The sequence below is a fragment of the Alcanivorax sp. genome (assembly GCF_017794965.1).
Taxonomy (GTDB): domain Bacteria; phylum Pseudomonadota; class Gammaproteobacteria; order Pseudomonadales; family Alcanivoracaceae; genus Alcanivorax.
Window position 1 is genome coordinate 614,932 of record NZ_CP051240.1, and the last position, 24,515, is coordinate 639,446.

The following is a 24,515-nucleotide window of genomic DNA, read 5'->3' on the forward strand; positions in this document are numbered from 1 at the left end:
CACTTTCTGACTAAATCCATTTCGGGTGGCGCTGAGGCTCTGGCTGCTCAAAGCGGGAAGCTAAAGAGAGAGGGAGGGGCAGGGATTTCGCCTCTGTCACAAAACCTCGGGGGATATGACCTTGCCTGGCTTGTGAGGCACCGTTCGATCACTGACTTTAGGCAGTGCCTTTGTATCCTTCTGTGCCTAGTGCCGCTCTTGGGTGGTGGTACAGTCACTTATCAGTCAGTGCCTGCTGGCGAAAGAGAGTGAGGGGGGACGGAATTTTTGGCATCGTTTGCCGACAATCGACTGGCTTTCATCGCCAGCAGGTTGGCTCTCGTATAAATCAGAAAACAGCGCTCCAGTGAATCGCATGGCACCCTTGTGGGAGCTTGCCTGCAAGCGATGCTGTACCGAGTTATCAGAAAGGGTTTATCGGGGAAGCGCAATCCAGCTTAGTACCCCGTGCTGACGCTCGCGCCAGCGGAAGGGGATTTCCGTGCCCTTGGGCCAGTCGGCATTGAGGGTGCGTAGCAGCGTCAACCGGTCTGGCTTGCGTCGTTCCGCGTCGTGGAAATAAAAACGCTTGCCGGTCAGTGGGTACAGGGCCTTGAACAGACTTTCCTTTGCAGAAAAAATCAGCGTTAACCGGTTTGCCCGTTGCAGCGGCGTCATCAGGTTCAGCTGCTGGCGTTCGTAATCGGTAAACAGTTCTTTCTCCAGCCGGCTTGCCCGTTCCGGGTTGACCCACTGTTCGGTGTCTAGCCCAACGGTAAGCCACAGGCCGGCGTTCGCGACCAACACCTCGGCAATGCCATGGCTATGGGTAATGCTCCCGGTCATGCCCTCGGGCCAACGCGGCGAGCGATCCTCATTGACGCCGGGGATTCCGGTGACGCCAAACCCCTGTAATCCCGTACGGGCACACCACCGCCCGGCCAGATATTCGGCCTTTCGTTTGGCGACAGCGGTTTTCAGGGTCGCCGGGAGAGGAATGTCTGCCAGCTGGAAGCTGTCATCAAGCAGCCGCTCAGGGTGATAGCGGCAACTGACACGAAGCAGTCCGTTTGCCAGTTCTTCCTGGTGGGGTTGGCTCAGGCAGGCCGGGCGTTGAGGGTCCGTCATGATCACACGTTTCCTGACATGAAAGTGGACTATAACAAAGCCGCGCCTGTGCGTCCCTTTGTCCCAGCGGTAGACTTGCTGGAGCAGAAATCCTGTTACCGTCTACACTGCCGTGCGCCAGACCCAGAGGAGAACACCATGGCCGGAACCAGCCTGCTGGCACTGATCGATGATATTGCAACGCTACTTGATGACGTCTCGGTGATGACCAAGGTAGCGGCGAAGAAAACCGCCGGCGTGCTGGGGGATGATCTGGCTCTGAATGCCGAACAGGTATCCGGGGTCAAAGCCGACCGCGAACTGCCGGTCGTTTGGGCGGTGTTTAAAGGCTCGGCCCTGAACAAGTTGATACTGGTGCCGGCGGCGCTGTTGATCAGTGCCTTTATGCCCTGGCTGATCACACCGTTGCTGATGCTTGGCGGTGCGTTTCTGTGCTACGAGGGGTGTGAAAAGCTGGTGCACAAATTCTTTCACCGCGATGCCGATGAGAGTGCACACCAGGAAAAACTCAAGGCGGTAGCCGATGCTTCGGTGGATCTGGTGGCCTTCGAGAAGGAAAAGATCAAGGGCGCTATTCGTACTGACTTCATCTTGTCTGCGGAGATTATCGTGATCTCGCTGGGGGCTGTGCAGTCCGCCTCTTTTGGGGTGCAGGTGGCGGCAATCTGTGCCATTGCCGTGCTCATGACCATCGGGGTCTATGGCCTGGTGGCAGGCATTGTGAAGCTGGATGACGCTGGCCTGTATCTGGCCAAGACGGACCCGCAGGCCTCCGCCGCCGGGGCGCGAATCGCGTTGGGTAAAGGCATTCTTGTTCTCGCTCCCTGGCTGATGAAGACCTTGTCCGTGGTTGGGACCGCAGCCATGTTTCTGGTGGGCGGAGGCATTCTGGTTCACGGCATCCCCGGCTCCCATGACTGGGTGCATCACCTGCAGGCGATGGCCGGTGCGGTGGCCTTTGCCGTTCCGCTGCTGGTGAATCTGGTGGGCGGGGTGATTGCCGGTGCGGTGGTGCTGGCAGTGGTCAGCGCCGTCGGCAAGTTGCGCGCCTGAAAGCGTTGCTTGCCATTGAGCTTAACCCTCAGCGAGGCCGAGTCATCCTCACTTGGGTATGCCGCGGCGCGAAGCGTCAGATTCCTCTGGCCAGGTCCTTTCCTACTCTTTATTACAGGGTGGTTTCTCGTTGTTCTGCAGGTGGATACCGGAGGCTCTCAGTAATTGTGCGGCTCTGATTTTTCGCCCTTCCTTCAGGGCAACCTCAATATCGTCTGCCAGCGCAACCTGGCCGACCTGTCGTAGTTGCTCAAGCGCGGTTTGCCAGTCCGGGATCCAGTCTTTTTTTCCGTCCATTGTGGCTCCGAAAAGTGTGCGTAGTTAATGATGGTCCGCTGTCCATCGTGATGGCGGCATTCCGAACCAGCGGGTAAACGCCCGTGAAAAGGCGCTCAGGTCCGCATAGCCGAGCAGGTCGGAAAGTTGGGTGACTTGCAGGGTGGAGTCCCGCAAATAACGCAGTGCCATTTTCTGTCGCGTTTCATCCAGCACGGCCTGAAAGGACGTGCCGGAATCACTGAGCCGCCTTTGCAGGGTGCGGCGGCTCATGGCCATGCACCGGGCAATGTGGTCCACGGTCACCCGCCCCTGTGGCAGCAGGTCGCGGAGCAGGTTGCTCACATAGCCCGGCAGTTCCAGATCCGTGAGGTTCTGCAGGGTGTCCAGGTGTTCCCGGATCAAACGGTGCAGGGTTGGATCGGCCTGGCTGAGCGGTAAATCCAGTTCTGCCGGTTTCAGGAGCAGGGCCGTGGTATCGCTGTTGAACCGTGGGGAGACCCCCAGCAATTTCTGATAGGCCGTTAGGGGGGCCTGTCGGGCGTGCTCAAGCAGCATGGGGTGGGGCTGCCAGTTTTCCCCCATCAGTGTCTGCAGCAACTTGCGGCCAACACCCAGCGCCAGTTCTGCGCCCTGGTTGATACCGGGTTGGCCCGGGTCCAGTACCCGGTAGGCCAGCTGGATCTGGTCACCGTATGCACTGACCTCAACGTGGGCGGCGCCCATGTGCAGGTGGAAGTACTGTTTGAGTTCCGTGAGTGCCTCGCCAACCGTGCGTGCGTTGTTAAGCAGGTACAAGATCGGCCCGAAGATCGACACCCCCTGGCTGAGCCCCAGCTTCAGGCCGAACAGTGGATCGCCGCTGCGTGCTGCACTCAGTTTCAACAGCTTCAGGAATCGCCGGTAGGACACCAGGCCCTGAAGGTTGTCCAGCGTGTTTTCTGGCAGGCCTGCGTCGCGTAATAGCTCGGTGTGGGAAAGCCCGTATTCGGCCACCAGGGTATCGAAACCCACCAGCGCGGAGGCCCTTGCAAAATCCTGCATGGCGTTTGTCCTTGGCCCGGCCTGTTGTGATTGTTCTGGCACTAAATGCTAAATCATTGGCGCACTTTATCAAGTGTGTTCCGCGCTTCCGGCGCACCATGGTCTCCGATACCAACAACATGTTTATTCAAGGGAGAGCTACCATGTCCATGTTGCCGATGCTTGTAAAAGACCACGACGAACTGCTGACGCTGAACAATAACGATATGCCGATCTACAAGGACATCATGGTCCCGGGTCTGGATGTTCAGCCCCAATATGTGGATGTGAACCGCGGTATCTGGGTGTTGCGTGTCATGTTCCACCCTGGCGTTCGTCTGCCCATGCATTACCACACTGGCAGCGTTCACCTGTGGACCCTGTCCGGCAAGTGGAACTACGTGGAGTACCCGGATCAGCCGCAGACCGCTGGTTGTTATCTGTTCGAGCCTGGCGGTAGCGTCCACACCTTCAATGTGCCGGAAGATAACACCGAAGTGACCGATACCCTGATGCTGGTAGAGGGCGCCAACGTGAACTTTGACGAGAATGGCCAGTACCACAGCATCCTGGATGCCAACTCCATCACCTTGCTGATCGAGCAGTACATTCAGGAAAACGGTCTGGAGCCGGCGACCTACATCAAGCCGTCCATGCCGGACCATGCCAACAAGATCCAGGGCTGATCTCAAGCTGACAGGTAAGGCCGCCTGCCAAGGCGGCCCTGCTTTCATATGCAGAAGGGCAAAACCATGACAACAACAATGCCGACTGGCTCTGCCGGTCAACAACCTGCTGTTCCCCAATCGGTTTTTATTACCGGTGCTGGCGGCTTTATCGGTCGGGCGATCATGGCGCGCTACAAAGCGCTGGGCTGTGACGTACGCGGTATGGATCTGCAACCGGATCCTGACGCCAATATTGTCGCTGGTGATATCACCAACCCTTCCGGTTGGGCAGACCACGCCAAAGGCTGTGACCTGTTCATCCATACCGCAGCGGTGGTCAGCCTGGCGGCACAGTGGGCGGCGTACCGCAAGATCACCGTGGAAGGTACCCGCAATGCCATCAAAGTGGCGGTGGCCGCCGGGGCAACGCGTTTCGTGCATTTCTCCTCCATCGCGGCGCTGGGGTATGACTACCCGGATGGCGCGGATGAAACCTGGCCGGTGGTCATCGGCAATGAATACCTTTACGGCGTCGCCAAGGGCGCCAGTGAGCATGTGGCGCTGGCGGCCCATGCAGCCGGCGACATCAATGTCACGGTGATTCGCCCCGGCGACGTTTATGGCCCCGGTTCCCGCGCCTGGTTGATCGAGCCGCTGAAGATGGCCAGAGCCGGCCAACTGATCCTGCCGGACAAAGGCCAGGGCATGTTTACCCCCGTCTACATTGACGACCTGCTCGACGGGACCATGCTCGCCGCCGGTCTTGAAGCCGGCAAGGGACAGATATTTATCCTGTGGGGGGGCGAGGGAGTGTCCTGTAAGGAATTCTTCAGCCACCACTGGCGTTGGGCGGGTCGTCAGGGTTCCCCGCGCAGTCTGTCCTTGAAGGCGGCGCTGGCGCTGACAAAAGGCATCTGGAAAGTGAATCAGATGATCAAGCGCAATGATGAGGTGACACCGGATGCCATGTTGATGTTCACCCGCAAGGGCGGCTTTTCCATCGACAAGGCGAAGCGCCTGCTGGGCTATCAGCCCAAGGTAAACCTGGCGGAAGGCATGCGTCAGTCCGAAGTCTGGCTGAAGGACGTTGGCGAACTGAATAGTTCAGAATCGGAGGCAACAGCATGAATCACGTAATGATTACCGGTGGCGGAAGCGGGCTTGGTCTCGGCATGGCGCGTCGTTATCTCAAGCGCGGTATTTCCGTCAGCGTGCTGGATCTTGTCGTCAGCAATGGAAACCAGGGTCTTCTCACCCAGGCAGCCAACGAAGGCGACAGCCAATGGGCGTTTTTCGAAATGGATATCACTGACGATGCGGCGGTGGAACAGGCGGTAGCCGCAGCGGTCGCCAAATTTTCCAGCCCGGATCTGGCGATTAATTCTGCCGGTGTTGCCATCAACAAGACACTGGCAGACATGAAGCCGGTGGAGTTCCGCAAGGTGATTGATATCAACCTGAATGGCAGTCTGCACTTTGCCTCCGCCGTGGCTCCGCATCTGGTTCCAGGTTCGCGTTTGGCGCTGGTTGCTTCTCTGGTAGGTATCACCAGTAATTATGGTTACAGCGCTTATGGTGCCTCCAAATTCGGTGTGGTGGGTCTGGCCACTGCGCTGCGTTACGAGTACGAACCGCTTGGCGTGAAGCTAAGCTGTATTTGTCTGCCGGAAGTGCACACTCCGCTGGTGGACAAGGAGCGACAGGAAGGTAACCCCATTTCCTTGGCGCTAAAGAAGACCGCTGGCTGCATGGATCCGGACGAGGCCTGTGACCAGATCGTGGCAGGGCTGGATGCCGGCAAGTGGATGGTCATTCCCGGTGCCTTGGGAAAGATCACTGGCTTTGTGACACGCCACATGCCCGGCATGTTCAATGGTTATATCCAGATGATGGTCAGGAAGTTGATGAAGCAGTATCCGGTGCAGAACGCCGGTTAATTCCTTGTGTGCATGGTTGCACTCCTTCGAGGCCGCATCTTCCACGATGCGGCTTTTTTTATGCTCATCGCGGATTTCCGGGAAAGACCAACCTTTCCGTAGGAGCGTCGCTGGCGGCGCGATTTCAGATCAGGATCAGAAACGTTTTCATCACAGGGATCAATGAAACCTCAGCTCGGGAGCTGTTGTCAGAACCTTCGTTCAGCAAGCTGAATCTCCCACCAGACATCGATTTCTCCTAAAGCGTAGTAAATCGCTGGAATCGCGCCGCCACCGAGCGCAGCGAAGGAACGCCTGACAAGGCGGCCCCGCGGGTGAGCGGAGCGAATAACCGACGCGCCTACGGCACAGGCTTTGTGTAAAGCCTTCCCTCAAATCCGCGATGAACCTTTTTTATGCCGCTTCGCGGCCGTAACAGGCATCACGATTCACGCAACATGCGGAAAGGCTGGCGGAGAGGGTGGTGCTGTGGGATCGCTCGTGCCCTTCAAGGTATGTCTGCACGGGCAACGATTGTTCGAGGTTGGGAAAAGCGTCGTTTGCAAGCAAGTTATTCGCTTCGCTCACCCTTCGGACACGCACTGCCTGCGTTACTTCGCTACGTTAGGTTCCCACATCAAGATTGAAAATTAACTTCAGTCAATCGACTCCCTCTCCTGTTCCCCGCTAATTTGCAATGCGTGTTTTCCGGGGCTCGGACTGGCGATAAGTTGCAATGGGAAGAATGCCTGCGCCTGTGCTTCCTCCGTCCATTTCTGGATAGCCGTTAGCCATCCTGAAAACGGCCTTCCGCCTTTACGGATCTGCGCTATCGGCTGGGGCAGATTCGGGAGTCCAGCCTTGTCGAATCTTGCGGGAAAAATGCTTTTCATCAGGGGAGACTGCGCTGCTGACCCGGGCATTAAGGCGGGTTTGGATCAGGTCGTCATCGGTATTGATGATACCGTGATCAAGCAACACTTCATCGGAGTAGCCGGGTAGAATGATGCGGTAATCCAGCCAGTGATGCAGGTCATTGTAGCGCCCGGATTCAGCCAGCAGTCCAGTCAGGCAGTTGTCAGTGAGAGTGTTGTAGAAATCAGGGATGCGGGACAGGTTGTCGGCACGGCGCAGGAAGTTCAGCAGTAATGCATGGCCCTGCAGGGATGAGCCCTTCAGGGGATAAAGGTATACCGGATTGTTGCGAATGTGGGAGCGTACGCCGATGACATCTTCTTCGGTGGCCAGTACCACAAACTTGGTGTACTGGCGTAAGGCACCGGAAATCGGGCTGTATTCTGTCTGGTCTTCTCGCAAGCGAGCCTCAATGGATACGGCCAGGAACTGGCCGTCACTGAATTCGAAGCTGGCAAAGGCGTGGGCCAGTCCGTTGTCTGCGAAGTGCGAGAGCCCGAACCATACCCCTTTCAGTGCTGAGAGCGGATAGCGGCGATCGACATAGCGGGCTTCAATCACCTCACCGTCATCATCGTAGCGGAAGTCCCTGAGATTATTGATATGCAGCATGTCGCCACGAAGTTGAATGTCAGGGTGGCGCTGATACTCCTTGTTCCATGCGGCCTGTTGGGCCGGGATGCGTGTCGTGAACCAGATGACATAGGCCAGCAGCAACAGCAGGCCTGTCAGAAAGAGTGTCTTGAGAACACGTTTTCCCCGTACCATGTGGTGTTTCCTTATCGAAATACGTGGCCGAAGTAGATATTGAAGGAATAGTGATCCCCTTCAGTGGCACCCACAGACACATAGCCCGGGCCCAGAGGGGTGCGGGTCCCCAGAAACAGGCTGCCCCCGGACAGCAGGGAGTCTGCGTCCACATCATCCCGTTCAATCCAGACATTCCCGGTTTCGTAGGAAGCGCCAGCGTAGATCTGAACCGACGCGGGCAGTATCAGGTTGCGGCGTAACGGTTTGGCGATGACCACGCGCGCCAGTGCACTGTGAGCCCCCCAGATGCTGTCCGGTGGTAGCCCGGAGAGCCGCAGAAATCCCCCCAGCGGTTCGATGGCTTCCGAGCCAGGTTCTTCTTCAGAGAGGGCAAGGCTGGCTTCGGTGACTACAGAGAAGCCGGCAATTGTGGTGGCAAAGCCCAGCTCCGCAAGGTGTCGGTCATAGTCGATGTCTGCACCGAATCCCTGATCGTGTTTTTGATACTCAAGGGTGGCTTTGGCGCCGCTGGAAGGGAATGCAAGATTATCGTAGGTATCCCAGCTAAGGCGGGAGAACAGATAGCGGTCCTGGTAGGTCTCATCATCCAGGGGAGGGCCAACCTTCAGATCAAACTTCCCTTGCGCACCATGATAGCCAACACGCAGCTCTCCTCGTTGCCGGAACAGAGCGGCACCGGCGTGCAGGCCGCCATAGATTTCCGCACGGCGATACGTGGCAATGGCCGGGTCATCAATATCATTCTGAAGATACAGATCAATCGAATCAGCCCGATAGCCGGCAACCGGCTCCACGAAAAAAATGAGCCGGTGGTCGATCGGCTGGAAGAAGCGGGCTTCCAGCATGGGGCGGGATCCCAGATTGCCAAACAGCGCGGCGGTTCCCCCGTAACTGTTCAGACCGGCTATTCTCAGCGATCCAAACAGGCCAAAGGTACCATTACCCTGCATGTCATCGGAGAACTGCAGGCCGACTTGGGCAAACGTATTACTGGTGTCACGCTCTTCCGCCTGGATATGAAGCTGGTTGCGACCATTATCTTTTTTCAGTTGGTAGCGAATGCTGTCATGGAAGTCGAGGGCATAGATGTGCGAAATATCGTCACGGATCCTTGCCCGGTCCAGGGGCTTTCCTGATTCCTGATGAATCATTGCACGGACGACATTGTCGCTCACCACACCGCTATTGTTGACGATGATCTCGTCGATAACCGGACTGGTCTCCAGCGGCTGCACCGGTAAGCCAGATGACGGGGTGTCCTGCTCTTCAGGCTGCGTTTCAGGGGGCGGGCCCAACACTTCAATGGCCGCGGTGTAGCCCGCATCAATGGCCTGTTGAGCCTTGTTGAAATCACTGCTGGAAATCCCTTCGAGGTTGGGCTTGATGACGATGTCATCCTGGTCCAGCGTGGCAAGACTCTGGTCGCTATTGTTGCGCACCATCAAGGCGCTGAGCTGTGCCACCACCATGCCAATCGAGGTGATGTCCTCCTTCACCCAACGTGGGCTGCCCACATCCACCACGACCAGACGATCCACATTCTGATCATCCAGGGCACTGACGGGAATATTGTTGGCAATACCACCGTCGACCAGCATTTTGTCATCAATCACAATGGGCTCCAGCAGCCCGGGGATCGACATGCTGGCGCGCACCGCTGAGCTCAGCCTGCCGTGCTTGAGGACCACCTGTTTGCCGGTAATCAAATCTGCCGCCACTGCCCGGTAAGGCACCGCCAGTTGATCAAAATCGGTAATGTCTCTGGCGGGAGAGAATATCTCGTCGAGAATAAGGGTGAGGTGCTGACCCTGCAGAGCGGCGCGGGGCAGGGCAATACCGTTGCGGTTGATCCGTAACCGGTAATCCACCGGCGCGCCCGCATCCATCTGGCGGTAAGCAAACAGGGAATGGGAGCGAGGAGAATTGTCCGAAAAGGCTTCCTTCCAGTTCATTTCCGTGGCGATTTGTTCTATCTGCTCCACGGAATAGCCGGTGGCATACAGGCCGCCCACGATGGATCCCATGCTGGTGCCGGCAACGGCACTGGGTTGTATGCCATGCTCAACCAGAGCCTTTAGTACGCCAATATGCGCCAGCCCTCTGGCGCCACCACCAGACAGCACCAGTCCCGTGCGTTCCTGTGCTAGCAGTGCCGGTGGCAGCATGCTGCATATCATGAGCAGCCCCGCCCCGGCCAATCTGCCCATCCGTTGCCTGTTCAACGCTGATTTCCACCCTGATCCAGTCTGTACGCATTCATCATAGCGACGGTTGTAGCCTGGCGCGACATACCCGTTGGCAGTAGTTGGGAGAAGCTCGGGCACTGTTTGGGGGCTGGCGGTTCTGCGGGTTTCTGTCTTTCCATCCTTGTTGCCCGGGTATGTGTCTTCAAGGCACCTCTGCTGACCGAGCATTTAAGTTGTATCTCATTTTGCGTGGGTGCATTGTATTAAACCTGTTCATCCTTTGGTCACATCAGCGTGGCGGGATGGATTGGGAAATCAGGATGTTGATGGGATCAAGGAGACAATGACAATGAAAGGTATCATCAAGCATGCCGGCCTGGCGGCGGTTCTGACGCCGTTGCTATTACTGGCTGGATGTAATGAGGATAAAGGGACTGCCTCGGCTCCGGTCACGGAAATCACGCCAGTGGATGAGGCGCAACAGGCGACCATTGAGGCCAATAATGCCTTGAGAGAGATGTTGCCGTTTGATGACACCAGTGATTTCGATCGCGTCAACAAGGGGTTTATCGCATCGCTTGATGACCCCAAAATCATGGCGGGCGAATCGGTTGCCTTCGATCTGAATCAGTATGACTTTATTTCCGGCGAGGCGCCGGACACTGCCAACCCCAGCCTGTGGCGCCAGAGTGAGCTCAACGCCAAACACGGTCTGTTCAAGGTATCGGAAGACATTTATCAAATCCGGGCGTTTGATCTGGCTAACATGTCCTTCATTCGTGGTGAAAAGGGCTGGATCATCGTCGACCCGCTCACGGCCAACGAAACAGCGGCAGCTGGCCTGAAGCTGCTGCGTGAGAAAGTGGAAGACCTGCCTGTCTCCGCAGTGATTTTTACCCACAGTCATGTCGATCACTTTGGTGGCGTCAAGGGTGTGCTGACAGAGGAAGAGATTGCCTCCGGGGACGTTCAGATCGTGGCCCCGCTGCATTTCTTTGAAGAATCCGTCAATGAAAACCTGATGGCGGGCAACCAGATGTCCCGTCGCGCCAGCTACATGTATGGCAACGTGCTGGCGAAATCCGAAACCGGCACCCTGGGTAGCGGGCTAGGCACGACTACCGCTGCGGGCACCGTGACGATTGCCGAACCTAATGTGACCATTGAAAAGTCACCCCAGACAGAAGTGGTCGATGGCGTTGAGATGGTGTTCCTTTATACGCCGGGAGCCGAAGCGCCTGCAGAGCTGATGTTCTACATTCCCTCCATGAAGGCCATGAGCCAGGCGGAGGAGATCAATCACACCCTGCATAACCTCTATACCTTGCGTGGCGCCAAGGTGCGCAGCGGGTTGCTGTGGTCCAAGTATATTCATGAGACCATCGAGCGGTTCGGCGATGATGTGGAAGTGTCCTTCGGTAGCCACCACTGGCCGACCTGGGGGAACAGCGATATCCTGTCCCTGTGGACATCCCAGCGTGACGTGTACCGCTATATCCATGACCAGACCTTGCGGCTGGCCAACCATGGCTACAATGGTATTGAGATCGCCGAGATGATCGAACTGCCGGATTCCCTGAAAACCGTCTGGGCCAACCGCGGCTACTACGGATCGGTCAGTCATAACGTACGCGCCCAATATCAGCTCTACTTCGGCTGGTTTGACGGCAACCCTGCCAACCTGCACGCCCTGCCGCCCCAGGATTCTGCTGTGAAATATGTGGAATACATGGGCGGCGCCGATGCCATTCTCAGCAAGGCCCAGGACGATTTTGAGAAGGGTGAATATCGCTGGGTGGCCATGGCGGTCAATCACCTGGTGTTCGCACAACCGGATAATCAGAATGCCCGCGACTTACTCGCCAATGCATATACGCAGTTGGGGTATCAGGCTGAATCCGGCCCCTGGCGTAACTTTTACCTGAGCGGTGCCAAAGAACTTCGTGACGGCGTCGTCGAGGCGGCCACTCCGTCCACCGGTAGTGCTGATATCGTCAACAACCTGAGCCTGCCTACCTTGCTGGATTATCTGGCGGTTCGCTTCAACGGTGAAAAGGGTACAGATCTGTCTGGCACCATTAACCTGGAGCTCGCTGACACCGGTGAGAAAATGGTGCTCTATATCGGTAATGGTGTGCTCAATTACACGCTGGACAAGCAACTGGATGAGGCAGATGCAACGGTGAGCATGAAGCGTACTACCCTGAACGAAATCAACATGGGTATGACCACCATTGCGGATGCGGTCGATGACGGGAAAGTTCAGGTGAGCGGTGATACCAAGCTGTTCCGCGACTTCACAGGGAACCTGGATACCTTCGAATTCTGGTTCAATATTGTCACGCCCTGATTCACGCGAACAAAAAAAGCCGGGCTATATGCCCGGTTTTTTTTGGTTCATTTCTGAGTTCCGGGAATGGCTGCGGTAGCAGCAACTTCCCGCTAACCCGCGATGAACCTTATTAATGCCTCAGGGAGGAGACGGGCTGCCGAAATTTTTGCTCAAGGGCGCGATTGGGGAGGTCTATTCGGTTCTTTATTCGTCCTGAACAAAAGAAGGGGCCGTAAAGGCCCCAAAACACACACAGCACAAGGTATCTCTTGGTTATAGCTTCTTGAGCCACTCCACAAAGGCGATTAGATCTGTCTTGCTCTCAACCGTAAGAAGGTAGGCGCGGTTACCGGTGGCGAGTTTGGGAGCTTGACTGGCTAGGTGGCAATTACGGGTCTGTTCTTCTGGATAGGGCTGGCCTGGCAACTTGCTATTGGTTACTTGCAGGCCAGCAAGACTTGGGCAGAACACTTCGCTCCAGACCTGCACTCGTTTCGTGTCTCTGTTCAGGGCGACCTGTTTGCCTGATTGAGTCACAAAGCCTGCGATCTTTTTGGTGGGATCACAGATTCGGCGGAGCATGGTGTCAAGTACGGCTTCAGCCTGGACCGGGTTGAAGCTCAAGCTGTTCATTTCAGTGGTGTTCATTGGATAACTTCCTCTGTTGGATAAAATTTGGGCATAGCTTCCCCTTGAGCCGGAATTGTCCGACTCGGGGTGGATCATGGGTTATGGGTGTTAGTGAGTTTGGGGTCTCACGCTGTCAGGGATGACGGTGGGTTTGAAGTTTCGCCGGTTGCTGAGCCACCGCAAGGCTTCCTCATGGGTGACCATGGTTTTGGCGCCGACCTTAATGGTCTCCAGCCGGTCTTTTGCCTTGGGTTGGGTCGCATTGCGCACGGCTTTCTCGGTCATTTGCGCGAGTATGGCAACGTGCTGCAGTGTCAGTGGGGTGCGATCAGTCGGTAGAGTGGCATAATCCAGCTCTAGCCCTTCCACATTTGCGTATAGCTGGGTTCTGACAAGTGCCATACCAAGTACTTTTTCTAGGTGCAGAGGGTTTTCTGTGTTGTAAAGTTCGGTCGAAATCCGCGCGACACCAGACATAAAAGAAAAATCTGCAATAATGTCCTCTAAGTGTTCAGTCTTACCCACGCGTTTTGCATCTGGCCAGACGCCCTCTATCGCATAATCAAAAAGGACATCAGCAATACGGCAAAGCCTGGCACTCATTAAGCGATATTGCTTGCCGCTGGTTGTGTTTTGATCAATGTCCAAGCCTGCGATATTGCCGAGTCCATGGCCGATTCCATGCATACAATCTCGAACCTGGTCTAATACCTGTTCTTTAGTGCAACGAAGCGCCGGGCGAAGTACCGGAGTGTACGATTTAAGTCGGGATTCAAAGCTCATGGGAAGCACTCATATTCCATCTGTATTGGAATAATTAAACCCTCCCCTGATTCCGCAGTCAACAAATATTCCAAAATAATTGGAATGTTTGTTGTGCGGGAGGAAGTGCTTCCTATTCGAGTCTCTCCTCAACGCAGGGTTTGGCTAGCTCTGTCGGGCTCACATCCTGCTGAATCCCCTTGCGAAAGCACTCTGTAGCAAGGCTGGTGGGGCGCTCGATAACCCCGTTCTCACTGCAGTTGGGGCAATGGAGGTGCAGGGAATTGGGGAATCTGTCCCGTTTCTCCAGTTGGCAGAGGCATCGGGCGCATTGAAAGTCGAGGAACTTGATGTCGAGATAAGGGGCGCTATCCAGATTGTGTCCAAACGCGATGACGTTCATGGAACTTCTCCTGTTCGTAAGTGGATGTCCCAATAATATGACAGTCACCAAATGGGGCTGCAGGCTGCAGCCCTACCGACATCAGGTTGAAAAAACGACACATTCCTGCCGCCCGACCTATCCCGTCTTGTCTCAGGGTGTCCCGCCCGGTATTTTGCCCTGAAAGCCGTTCATGCATGCCGCAGCCGCCACTTTGACGGCGCATTTCCCATGCACGGGACATGAGTACGCAAGGAGCAATTCAGAGGCTACTTAGCAGGGAGCTGAAATGACAGACAGGGAACACGAAGGCAATTCTTTTATAACGCCTTTGTTAGGATTTGATCAATCCAACGGAAAGAACGTTGACAATATCGCGGCTGGTAGCCCTAGTGGTACTTCGCGGCCCTCCGCTCCGGTGGCCAATGATGGCTCTCGTTTTGATGAGAGCTGTTGTCGGAATGGTAAGTATACGGTTGGCGAAAAGGGTGATGAGAGACTATTCGTCAGCTATTCCAAAGCATTGGATTTCCTTCGATCCATGCCGGTCGCAAAGTGGCGTCGACCGAATGACGCGGGTAATTGGGGAATCGTCAGCGCTGCCTACTGGGAGGGAGAGCAACCTGAAGTAGAGCCACTAGCCAAATCCCCTTCACGTGTAGACAGCCAGATTGCTCCTCATATAGAGGAATCAGCAATGCAGCCTAAGGCGGATTTTATCGGCAGCGCACTCTCGAGATCCCGAGCAGGGTGTTGGTTAAAGGATTTTTTAGAAAGTAGGCATCAGGCTGGTCCCGATGGGCGGGCCTTGTACCTTTACCGCGTTGAGAGCGCTGAATATGATGCACTTCGCAGAGATTTGGCGGGTTCGAAGGTAGAGATTGAGCATCCGATTTACGGAGTATATTGGGCTGCGGCGTTTTGCCTTTTTGTTTCTGAAACTTACAGGCGTGATTACCCTGATTGGTCTTGGGCACCATTTGAAAGGCCATTGTCCATTGAATTAACCTCGGTTCAACACGCTAACATAGTCAAAAATGGTCTTTCATTTTGGCGACGTGAACTGAGAGTGCGGGATTCTGGGTCCCGCGATTATCTCGGTACCCTGTTTGACGAGGGCGGATTACCGTGGCGCCTCGTTCAGAGTGATAGTCACGGATTCGCGCGGGCAATTCGCGGCACCATTCGTCAATACTATACCAGCCAGCGCGATAACCGAGATCTGGTTTCAGTGGTGGCTGCTTACGCGCAATACTTCCCGCAAACCTTCCAGACGCTAGAGAAGTATCAGCTTATCGCTTCGGTTGCCCAGTGGATGGTCGGCTTGGCGGAAGAGCATCCCATTCAGGGCGAGGAAGACCCTGCCGATTATCTGGATAAGCACGCTCCTGAATGGCGAATTCGCTCTCCGTTGCCAGTGGGAGAAGAGAATGCCCGGCGTTTATTGAATGAATGGCTGAAGGATGCGGGTAAAGCCAAGGCCGAAAAGGCGTCGATGGAAGCCGATGCTCGCAATTATACCTGTGAGCACACCTTACTGGGCGACTACAGCGATTGGCATATCTCGACATTAGCCTTCTTGCCGAGTGAAATAAAAATCCAGCTTGAGGACTGCGGTATCAAAAGCACCCGGCTGGAAGTCGCCTTCTACGAGGGGGACTCACTTCTTTCCCGAGCAGGCATTTTGTATGGTCAGGTCAATGAAGATCGAACATCCATATCCGCTAAAATAGACCAACGCACAGTTGCTCTAGACCGCAAGCAGCCTGATCTTCCTCTCATTGTTCGATTTCTATCCAATGGCGATTGTATAGAGGCCTGCCATTTTGATGGCAGCGAAATCGACTATCATCATACGCCCCTCGTCTTCATCAAAGATGACGGGCAGGTAAAGCTTAGCCCAGTTTCTTCTGGAAGATTTCGAGGCGAAGCAGCCTTGGTTAGCATTCCGGAATCAATCAATATCATTTCTAGCGAGGGCTGTACTGAGCTTGGTCGTGACCAGTATCGGCTGACCTGGGTTGAAATTACCTCTAGCCTTTCTTTGTCGGGCAATGGCAGTACTTTCAATATGGAGCTCAGTCCGTTGGCTCCGGCGTTTGATCTGGCACTTTACGGTGCGCTTTCAGAGTTGAGGACACTGCCCAATGTGGTCTACCGAGGTTGGCCGCGTCTTGAGTCCTCTGGGTTGGACGTGAAGACCTTGTCGATAACGGCAAATGGAGAGCGTCTTGTCACAGCCGATTATCGGCTAGAGCGATTTGGGTGCTTCAATTGTGTGGTGCAACTTCCGGATTCAAGCGTTTTGATGCGTCGGAAGATCGGTGTACTGCCGCCGGATTTGAAAATTTCGACTGTCGCTGGTGCCCGAAATAAGCCAGTAAGACTTGTTCTTAACACCCGGTATCGTATCCATGCGGCGGTAGAGGATCACAGGGTTCATGTCAAGTGTCTTGCTGAGCCTGGCCGCATACAGTTTCTTTTGGAGCCCAAATTAGGAGGCTCTCTCCCCGACATCATCTCGGTGTCTGTTCGTGAGGTTAGGGATTCTACGCCTGGGGTCACTATTCGAGTGCCAGCCCCGGTAATTGGCGCTACCCTCCTGGATAATTACGGCAACTGTTTCAACGCTTCTAAATTACTGCTCGATAAGCTCATTGAAACTTCACTCCTTTTAACGCCTCGGCCTGGCCGTCGAGAGCAGTTCTTTTTAGATTTTGAGTTAGTCGGCGACGGCCAAGTAGGGATAAGACGCCACTATCAGCTCGAAATTTACGGGAATAGTCGTCAAATTAGCCTTTATTCCTATTTTGAAGACATCTGTCAGATGCTGGCGACGACCAATAATCAGGATGCTGCAATACGCTTAAGAGTAGAGACTGATGTTGAACACTTGCGCTTGGAAATAGTTAGACACAATGCATATCTTGATGGTCCAAATGAGGATAGCTATTCGCTGATTGGGGGGGCTGTTTCCTCTAGCCAGAATGAATTGCAGGTCCATTGCATTAAGCTCTCAGACCCGGCCTGTAAGCCCGTGATTATCGATGAAGTAGCCTCAGAGGGGGTTGGTATTGGCCGCTTCCAGATCCCTTATAAAATGATGAAGGAAGGGCCTTGGCTTTTGGTTCCTGAAAAGGGCAGCGAAATTCGCTTTCGGCCCGCCTTGTATCTGACGGAGGATATGAAGGAATTGTCGATTCAGACGGCAACTTCCCTACACGATGCGGCTAGACGATATCATCCAGTGCAGAATCCTTATGCGTTTGTGGATGCCGTCGAGCGAATGACGTGTGACTGGGGTGATAGCGGGTGGTCGTACTTATCGAGTATTAAGGATCGTTATAGTCATCTTCCTTTGTCATCCTTTGAATGTTGGAAGGCAATCGTAAGCAATGAACGCGCACTTGCTGGGGTGTGTTTTCGAATGGACATCGATACCCAATTTTGTGCCCGGATGGTGAACGAACTGTCTGTGATATGGGAGTCTGTCTCTATTGGATCCTGGCAGGCTGCGGCGGTACGTTACCGCGAGTATCTGAAGGAGAATGGTATCGACGATACGTTTGTAGAATCGCTTTTGGAGCGGCGGGTCGCGTTACTATCTTCATCGATACCTTGCTTTAAGTATCTTGCGAAACCTTTACTTTCTTCTGATTTTTCGGCGCTTCCTGCACCTCCCTTGGAGGTTGTACTGCCTCTTTGGTACCAAGGCTTGCGGCGTAGACATGCCGATGACCCCAGGTGGCCAACTTGGTTTGCCGATGAGCTAAATGGCTGGATTGCTGCATCTGACTTTCCACCTAAAGTTAAGACAATGGTTGATGTTCCATTCGCAATCGCAGTGGCTTGTACACCAATTTTTATGGCCTGCCTCACAGCAGGCGTGGTTCAGTTGAGTGACCTCGCCCCTGAAACTTCGGGGACGCGCTTCGCGATTAAAGTGCTTTCAGAATTTGACAGAGAGGGCTGGTTCGAACCGGTGTATTCAACCACTCTGTCAAATATTTTAATGAAAAGGATTTAGGGAATTTCATGAGCGGTCATTACAAGGATCTTATTAATCAGTCATTAGACAGGACCCGCGAAGCCACGCTCAGTATCTTGGGGGTTGGTGAGAAAGGCTTGCGAAGCCATCTAGGCAAAGCCATGCACAATCGCCTAGGCGAGGACGGCTGCTTTTTGGCCTCGCCGGTTTTCGAGCACACTTTCGGATGGCAGACTGCCGAAATAACGTTCGCAGACCTGCGCGGCAGCTTGTTGTCGCCTGAGCTTGTCGATGCATTATCGAATGCTGAGAACGGAGATTATCAGTTCAAGCCAACGATAAAGCCGTACGCGCACCAAATTCGAAGCTGGAAAACACTGCTGGCGAGCGAGCCTAAATCAGCAGTGATTACCACGGGTACCGGTTCAGGGAAAACGGAATGTTTTATGGTTCCGATTCTCCAGGACCTTATTGAGGAGCATAAGGCTTCACAACAGCCCCTCGTCGGCGTGCATGCACTTTTCCTTTACCCTCTGAATGCGCTTATCAACTCGCAGCGAGAGCGACTTCATGCTTGGACCGCCCCCTTTGGCGATAGCATCAGATTTTGCTTATACAACGGCAACACGGAAGAGAAAAAATCCAAGGTAAGAAAGGAGCAAAGTGAACGTAAGAATCAGATTCTGTCGCGGGAAGAACTGAGAGATAACCCCGCTCCAATCCTGATGACCAACGCTACCATGCTGGAGTATATGTTGGTCAGACAGGTCGACGACCCTATCGTCCAAAAATCTAAAGCCGCCCAGTCCTTGCGCTGGATTGTGTTGGACGAGGCACATACCTATGTGGGCTCCCAAGCTGCCGAGCTATCGCTTTTGCTACGCAGGGTTGTCGAGGCATTTGGAAAACAGGCCTCAGAAATTCGTTTTGTCGCGACATCGGCCACCATTGCAGACGAAAAGGCAGAAGCTCGCCTGCGGACTTATCTTGCTGGCCTTGCAGGCGTTCCTGAGAGCCAGGTAGAGGTAATAGGAGGTAAACGTAGTATTCCTCCTATTACACTAACTGGGCCTGAAAATGGATTATCTCTGGAGCAACTAACGGCTATCGATCGCGGAAACGCCGTTTCGAATGAACGATTTACTGCGTTGTCTGGGTCTATCATGGCTCGACGTATCCGTGACCGAATAGTGAATACCGATGAACGTGTCACGCTGGAGGACATTGCAAACGATTTAGGCGACTTGCTTACGGCTAGATCCTCAAGCGAGAAGCAGCAGGAACTGCTTAGCTGGATAGATTTGCTCACCGATACCAAGAAAGACGGTGACTCTGAGCCCTTCCTGAAATTAAGGATGCATTTGTTCCAGCGAATGCTGCACGGTCTTTGGAGTTGCATCAATCCTGAATGCGCTGATAAGCCAGCAGACCTTTCAAAATGGCCATTCGGCAATGTCCACCTTCACCAGCGTTCCCGTTGTGACTGCGGTGCACCCGTCTACGAGGTCGCGTTCTGTGACGAATGTAAAACGCCGCATCTGGTAGCTGAGCAGGTTCATCCCTATCTTAGACAATCCAGTCCGTATGTGAGTGACGAATTTTCACTCCAAGACGACGATGATAGTGAGGATTCAGCTGATAGCGGTACGAGTGTCGGGAAGACAAGGCGTCACCGCTTGGTTATTTCGCCAAGAGCTGACGAGGCGTACCACCGAGAAGGACTCGATCTGGATACAACAGAACTGGGTTCGCTGTTAAGTAAAGCCAGCATTGACATCTATCATTCAGAGGAATCAGGCAGCCGTTGTGTCGGATGTGGCAATGCGGGACACCGGCCGGCAGGTTTCTTGAGAAAGGCCTATTTAGGCGCTCCGTTCTATGTGGCGAATGCCGTTCCGACTGTCCTGGAGTTTTGCCCGGAGCCATCTAAGGACGACTGCGGCGGGAATGACCCCGTGACGCTGCCTGCTAAAGGTAGAAAGCTGATTACCTTTACCGATAGTCGTCAAGGTACGGCCAGAATGGCCGTTCGAATGCAGCAAGAGGCTGAGCGGTCGAGATTACGTGGGGTGCTTTATAGCAATCTTCGAAATGTTCAGGCATTAGAGGATAGTGCGCTTGGGGGTAACCCTCACGGTAGCGTGGAAGACAACCTGGAGCGGGCTGCTCGAATGGAGGCGGCGGGATTAAAGGACGACGCAGCCTATTTCCGTAAAATTGCGGAAGACCTTATTGGTAAAGCAGGCGAATCTAGTTCTGTAGCCATAGATTGGACCTCTATGGTAGAAAAAATTGCAGCTAGTGATGATATTCGTCATGCAATGCTCGATTACAACCGATACGCAAACCCGCAACTCTTCCATGGTGACGGAGGCGCCTTTACGCTTGCGAGGGTACTGCTAACCCGTGAGTTCGCTCGTCGTCCCAAGAATCAGAATAGTGCTGAAACCCTTGGTTTAATCAAAGTTGGCTATCGGGGCTTAAATAATATCAGCGTGATTCCTGATCGCTGGGGAGGAACCAAAGCACCTGCCGCTAGCGGTGAGGGTTCCAGCCTCCTCACATTGGCGGATTGGAAGGATTTTCTGACGCTGGCGCTGCACTTCTACGTAAGAGAAAACAGCTTCTTTAAACTAGACGATGCAGAGCGATCTTGGATGGGCACCCGTTTCGCACCGAAAAGGGTTTATGAGCCCGGCACGGAGGTTTCCGGACCAAGAGCTAAATCCTGGCCGCAAATTGGGTCGTCAGCAAGGCAGAGATTAATCAAGATTCTATCGATCGGGATTGGCCTCGATGTGGGTATTGAGATTAATAAGAATAAAGTCAACTCATGGTTAACCGCCGCGTGGAAGGCGTTGGTTGGCGCCCAAATTCTCCAGACTGATGGAGAGGGTTATGCATTGAACCGCGAGGCTCTCACGTTCTCGCTTCCATCGACCGGTTGGATATGTCCAGTAACTAATCGTTTCCTGGACACTACGTTCAGAGGGCTGACTCCCTATCTGCCAGATAGAGCTGATCGAGCGCTGTATCGATGTAGACCAGTTAATCTGCCTGACTATGTGTCGCTGTCCCCAACGGGAGAAAGTGTCGGTGCGGTCAGGGAGATTCGGGGACTGGTTGCTCGTAATGAACGGATTGCAGAACTAAGAGCGGAAAACCTCTGGACGGACATCTCAGACCGCACTGTAGAGGGAGGGTTTTACTACCGAACTGCCGAGCATTCTGCGCAGCAAGCATCAACTCGACTTGAGCGATACGAAGATGACTTTAAGCGCGGGAAAATCAATGTATTGAATTGCTCAACAACGATGGAGATGGGCGTAGATATTGGCGGCATATCAGCCGTTGTGATGAATAACGTTCCGCCACATCCGGCAAACTATCTTCAGCGTGCTGGCCGGGCGGGTCGGCGTAGCGAGGCTCGTGCGGTTGCTTATACGCTTTGTAAGGCAGATCCACACAATAATCGCGCATTTATGAATCCGAAATGGCCTTTCGAGACCGCTATTCCAGCGCCCGTCATAACATTGAGTTCTGGGCCGTTAGTACAGCGTCATGTCAATTCGCTTTTATTGGCAAAATTTCTTCAGGCTGAAATGGCTACAGAAGATGACCGGCTGAAGCTTAACGTACATTGGTTTTTCGGTGGTGCGCCGTCAAATAGTGAGCGATTTTGTGAGTGGTTGGACGAAACTGCAGTTGGAGATGAAAATGATCACACCGTGCTGCAGGGGGTTAGGAGGATTGCATCGAAAGATACTGCCCTGGGCACGGCCAGCATTGCATCGCTTTTGGGTGACGCCAAAGATGCAATTAAAGGTTTGGCAGATACTTGGCGAGATGAATATCGAAAACTAAATGATCGACATCTGAATACTAAAGATGGCGATCCATACAAAAAGGCGATTGAATTGGAGAGAAAGCGTCACGAGGAAGAATACCTGCTACGAGATCTCGCCGCACGCGCCTTCCTTCCTGGTTATGGTTTTCCAACCGGTGTTGTGAATCTGAATACTTATAATATCGAAGATTTCAAGCAATCGGCAAAGAGCAGAGAAAATAGATCCCGAGAGGACAATATTTATTCGCATAAAGAACAACCTTCTCGTGATCTTCCTGTAGCTATTCGAGAATATGCTCCGGGCGCGCAGATTGTTGTTGATGGTCGTGTCTATCGATCAGCTGGAGTTTTACTCAAAAATTACAGTAGTGGACAAGAAGGCGGCCAGCGTTTTGACTTAGCCTGGAGTTGTGGGCATTGCGGTGCGCATGGGTTTAAGGAGCTGGCCTATGTCAGTGGAGAAGAGCTCTCCTGCACTCAATGTCATATGTTAATTGGCCTCAATGAACGCAAGAAAGTACTGCGACCGCTTGGGTTTACCACAGATTTTTATGAGCCTACGAGTAATGATGTCTCCGCACAGAAGTTTATTCCTGTTGCAAAGCCTCAAATAAGTGTTAACGAAAATGTAGCGGCGCTTCCTGATGAGCGTTGCGGTTTTATCCGCTATGGCCAGAAAGGTACGGTTCTCTATCATTCTGGTGGCGAACACGGTACCGGATACGCGGTTTGCCTAGCGTGTGGAGTTGCGGGTTCAATGGCACAAAGTGGCGAAGTACCTGAGAGCTTGCGGCCTGATAAATTCCATCGCCCCATTGGCGGAGCATCTGGTAGCCACAAGGATAGAGAGTGCTCCGGTGAAAGCGTTGCGAGAGATATCTATCTCGGTTACCAAGCGCAGACCGATGTCTTGGAACTCGTACTGAGAAAACCCCGGTCAGGAGAGTGGATACCCGCTAATGAGGAAGGCGCTGTCATTGCGATGACCTTGGCCGTCGCCCTGCGAGATGTGATCGCTGACAAGTTAGGTATTTCCGCCAGCGAGATGGGTTTCGGAACACGTCAAGATCGAGATTTAGATACCGGAAGCATTCGCTACGTTATCCAGCTCTATGATGATGTAGCAGGTGGTGCGGGCTTCGTCTTGGCTGGCCTAGACGATATTTCTGCGCTCATGGGTGCAATGATTGCGAAGTTGGAGTGTCCCGTAGAGTGTCAAAATATTTGCTCATCTTGCTTGGCAGGCAAAGATAGTCGTGTCGAATTCAACGAGCTTGACCGCCGCGCAGCGCTGAATTGGATCAATGAGAGTGCTCTTCGTTCACATCTTCAACTACCTGCGCCGTTTTCCGCAATCGCTGGTGCAACATACTGGCCATACGATGCCCAGCGGTTTGTTAGGTCTGCGTTGAGCGAAAACGCTGCTGTTATCGTGCTCGCCCTTAGTGGTGATGCTATGGAGTGGGAGCTAGGAAGCCCAAGTTTTAGACGCCTCGTCATGGGCTGGAAGGTAATGCATCAAAAGCAGGTTGCAATTCTTGTTGAAAAATCAGCAATAGTTTCTGATGAAGTCAAGCAAGACTTAGCCTTGCTAGCGAGCTTGGGGGTGTTGATCGCAGAATACGATGGGAAAACACTCTATCCGGGTGTTTGTGCACCAGTGCAAGTCGGATACAACGATGGCTCAAGCAAAACCCTTCTGGGAGATAATTTAATTGCCGCTTGCCCTGGCAGTCACTTTCTTGAGAGTGATGAGCAGTCGATGTGGGTGACAACTGATCAGTTTTCAGGATATCGATTCCAGAAAATTGATACTGCGCAATGGCAAACGCAGCGAAATGGCGCTGAAGTGGTAGAAGTTCATACTGAATTGAATGGTGCAGCTCGAAATATGTCGTCGCGTTTTGTCAGTTTGCTCGAGCAAAAAGCGCCTTCCTTTATCAAAGCTATACGAGTTGAAAAAATCAGTCGGCTCGTTTACGAGGACCGATACCTAAAGTCTCCATCATCGGTCATTATTCTGGCTGCCATGCTTAGAGGTTTTGCTTTGGATGAAAATTGCGCTGTCGAAGTCCTAACTTCTAGAGCGACCACTGACAGAATGGGGCGTTTTAATTGGCATGATTGGCTGAACGAGGAAGATCAGCGGGTAGTCACCCAAGCATTTTTGAAACTGAGTTTAAGAGATAGCGAAGAGAGCGGCCCAAAGATCCATGTCAGCGTGGCTGATTCGGTTAAGGAGCTCACTCACAGGCGTGTGTTAACCCTGGAATTGACGTCCGGGGCTAAGTTTACGCTGGCGTTTGATCAGGGCGTTGGCTACTGGGCAACTAAGTCTGAGTATCGGTACAGGGGGTTCGATTTCACGGATGACCCAAAATCTCAAATTACTAGGATGCTGGAAATTGGTGCCGCCTGTGATGTTGTAAACTCGGGAGACTGGTCGACGGATATCACGATTTATTCGCCAGAAGTACGAACGTGATTCTGCCCGGATAGAAAGGATATTCACAAGCCCCGGAGCACTAGTTGTAAAACAACTAATCTCTGAGTCTTCGAGCGCCAAACTGGCCAGATTATGCTTACATTATCACCATGGTTTGTCCAAAACGGCCAAACTATGGTTACAAGAAAAATGTTCGTGTAGCCATAAGTTGGC

The 24,515-nt window shown here is 53.5% G+C and carries 14 protein-coding genes; 7 read left to right on the forward strand and 7 right to left on the reverse strand.

Translation table 11 applies throughout. The features are described from left to right. Positions 1 to 414: 414 nt before the first annotated feature. Entirely contained in the window at positions 415 to 1,107 is a 693-nt protein-coding gene (locus HF945_RS02740) for a 4'-phosphopantetheinyl transferase superfamily protein (RefSeq protein WP_290524242.1), read from the reverse strand. Positions 1,108 to 1,245: 138 nt separating this feature from the next. On the opposite strand from HF945_RS02740, the gene HF945_RS02745 reads away from it, so the two are divergent. Further along, positions 1,246 to 2,160 carry a DUF808 domain-containing protein gene (locus tag HF945_RS02745; protein WP_290524243.1) on the forward strand — a complete coding sequence of 305 codons (915 nt, stop codon included), beginning with the start codon at positions 1,246 to 1,248 and terminating at the stop codon, positions 2,158 to 2,160. A 102-nt stretch (positions 2,161 to 2,262) separates the two neighbouring features. Here the strand turns inward: HF945_RS02745 and HF945_RS02750 are convergent, their stop codons facing one another. Then, positions 2,263 to 2,457 (reverse strand): hypothetical protein, encoded by a 195-nt coding sequence (locus HF945_RS02750; RefSeq protein ID WP_290524244.1) that lies wholly within the window; start codon positions 2,455 to 2,457, stop codon positions 2,263 to 2,265. A gap of 24 nt (positions 2,458 to 2,481) precedes the next feature. Next, positions 2,482 to 3,480: an AraC family transcriptional regulator gene (locus HF945_RS02755; RefSeq protein WP_290524245.1), complete on the reverse strand. Its 999-nt coding sequence runs from the start codon at positions 3,478 to 3,480 to the stop codon at positions 2,482 to 2,484. 143 nt (positions 3,481 to 3,623) lie between these two features. Between HF945_RS02755 and HF945_RS02760 the strand changes: the two genes are divergently transcribed. The 3 genes from HF945_RS02760 (at position 3,624) to HF945_RS02770 (ending at position 6,064) form a co-directional block, all read left to right on the forward strand. Further along, a complete protein-coding gene (locus tag HF945_RS02760; protein ID WP_290524246.1) occupies positions 3,624 to 4,145 on the forward strand; it encodes a 2,4'-dihydroxyacetophenone dioxygenase family protein in 522 nt (173 codons plus the stop codon). A 66-nt stretch (positions 4,146 to 4,211) separates the two neighbouring features. Beyond that, positions 4,212 to 5,255, forward strand: a complete 1,044-nt coding sequence (locus HF945_RS02765) for an NAD-dependent epimerase/dehydratase family protein (RefSeq protein ID WP_290524247.1) — start codon at positions 4,212 to 4,214, stop codon at positions 5,253 to 5,255. Next, a complete protein-coding gene (locus tag HF945_RS02770) occupies positions 5,252 to 6,064 on the forward strand; it encodes an SDR family NAD(P)-dependent oxidoreductase (RefSeq protein ID WP_290524248.1) in 813 nt (270 codons plus the stop codon). Before HF945_RS02765 ends, HF945_RS02770 begins: the two co-directional genes overlap by 4 nt. Before the next feature lie 795 nt (positions 6,065 to 6,859). On the opposite strand, the gene HF945_RS02775 is transcribed toward HF945_RS02770, so the two are convergent. Both HF945_RS02775 and HF945_RS02780 read right to left on the reverse strand, forming a co-directional pair. After that, the gene (locus tag HF945_RS02775) at positions 6,860 to 7,726 is read right to left on the reverse strand and encodes a DUF4105 domain-containing protein (RefSeq protein WP_290524249.1); all 867 of its coding nucleotides are present in this window, start codon (positions 7,724 to 7,726) and stop codon (positions 6,860 to 6,862) included. A gap of 11 nt (positions 7,727 to 7,737) precedes the next feature. Next, positions 7,738 to 9,906: a patatin-like phospholipase family protein gene (locus HF945_RS02780; RefSeq protein WP_290524250.1), complete on the reverse strand. Its 2,169-nt coding sequence runs from the start codon at positions 9,904 to 9,906 to the stop codon at positions 7,738 to 7,740. 358 nt (positions 9,907 to 10,264) lie between these two features. On the opposite strand from HF945_RS02780, the gene HF945_RS02785 reads away from it, so the two are divergent. Next, on the forward strand, positions 10,265 to 12,265 hold the full coding sequence (locus HF945_RS02785; protein ID WP_290524251.1) for an alkyl sulfatase dimerization domain-containing protein: 2,001 nt from the start codon (positions 10,265 to 10,267) through the stop codon (positions 12,263 to 12,265). Positions 12,266 to 12,520: 255 nt separating this feature from the next. Here the strand turns inward: HF945_RS02785 and HF945_RS02790 are convergent, their stop codons facing one another. Next, positions 12,521 to 12,895 carry a hypothetical protein gene (locus HF945_RS02790; protein ID WP_290524252.1) on the reverse strand — a complete coding sequence of 125 codons (375 nt, stop codon included), beginning with the start codon at positions 12,893 to 12,895 and terminating at the stop codon, positions 12,521 to 12,523. Positions 12,896 to 12,985: 90 nt separating this feature from the next. Continuing rightward, positions 12,986 to 13,660: a hypothetical protein gene (locus tag HF945_RS02795; RefSeq protein ID WP_290524253.1), complete on the reverse strand. Its 675-nt coding sequence runs from the start codon at positions 13,658 to 13,660 to the stop codon at positions 12,986 to 12,988. A 650-nt stretch (positions 13,661 to 14,310) separates the two neighbouring features. On the opposite strand from HF945_RS02795, the gene HF945_RS02800 reads away from it, so the two are divergent. Together HF945_RS02800 and HF945_RS02805 are read left to right on the forward strand one after the other, a co-directional pair. Continuing rightward, a complete protein-coding gene (locus tag HF945_RS02800) occupies positions 14,311 to 18,048 on the forward strand; it encodes an STY4851/ECs_5259 family protein (RefSeq protein WP_290524254.1) in 3,738 nt (1,245 codons plus the stop codon). A gap of 8 nt (positions 18,049 to 18,056) precedes the next feature. Then, positions 18,057 to 24,341 carry a DEAD/DEAH box helicase gene (locus HF945_RS02805; RefSeq protein ID WP_290524255.1) on the forward strand — a complete coding sequence of 2,095 codons (6,285 nt, stop codon included), beginning with the start codon at positions 18,057 to 18,059 and terminating at the stop codon, positions 24,339 to 24,341. Positions 24,342 to 24,515: the final 174 nt, after the last annotated feature.

Coding starts and splice junctions, on each gene's coding strand:
- HF945_RS02740 (WP_290524242.1), bottom strand. CDS start 1,107: ATGACGGACCCTCAACGCCCGGCCTGCCTGAGCCAACCCCACCAGGAA.
- HF945_RS02745 (WP_290524243.1), top strand. CDS start 1,246: ATGGCCGGAACCAGCCTGCTGGCACTGATCGATGATATTGCAACGCTA.
- HF945_RS02750 (WP_290524244.1), bottom strand. CDS start 2,457: ATGGACGGAAAAAAAGACTGGATCCCGGACTGGCAAACCGCGCTTGAG.
- HF945_RS02755 (WP_290524245.1), bottom strand. CDS start 3,480: ATGCAGGATTTTGCAAGGGCCTCCGCGCTGGTGGGTTTCGATACCCTG.
- HF945_RS02760 (WP_290524246.1), top strand. CDS start 3,624: ATGTCCATGTTGCCGATGCTTGTAAAAGACCACGACGAACTGCTGACG.
- HF945_RS02765 (WP_290524247.1), top strand. CDS start 4,212: ATGACAACAACAATGCCGACTGGCTCTGCCGGTCAACAACCTGCTGTT.
- HF945_RS02770 (WP_290524248.1), top strand. CDS start 5,252: ATGAATCACGTAATGATTACCGGTGGCGGAAGCGGGCTTGGTCTCGGC.
- HF945_RS02775 (WP_290524249.1), bottom strand. CDS start 7,726: ATGGTACGGGGAAAACGTGTTCTCAAGACACTCTTTCTGACAGGCCTG.
- HF945_RS02780 (WP_290524250.1), bottom strand. CDS start 9,906: ATGATATGCAGCATGCTGCCACCGGCACTGCTAGCACAGGAACGCACG.
- HF945_RS02785 (WP_290524251.1), top strand. CDS start 10,265: ATGAAAGGTATCATCAAGCATGCCGGCCTGGCGGCGGTTCTGACGCCG.
- HF945_RS02790 (WP_290524252.1), bottom strand. CDS start 12,895: ATGAACACCACTGAAATGAACAGCTTGAGCTTCAACCCGGTCCAGGCT.
- HF945_RS02795 (WP_290524253.1), bottom strand. CDS start 13,660: ATGAGCTTTGAATCCCGACTTAAATCGTACACTCCGGTACTTCGCCCG.
- HF945_RS02800 (WP_290524254.1), top strand. CDS start 14,311: ATGACAGACAGGGAACACGAAGGCAATTCTTTTATAACGCCTTTGTTA.
- HF945_RS02805 (WP_290524255.1), top strand. CDS start 18,057: ATGAGCGGTCATTACAAGGATCTTATTAATCAGTCATTAGACAGGACC.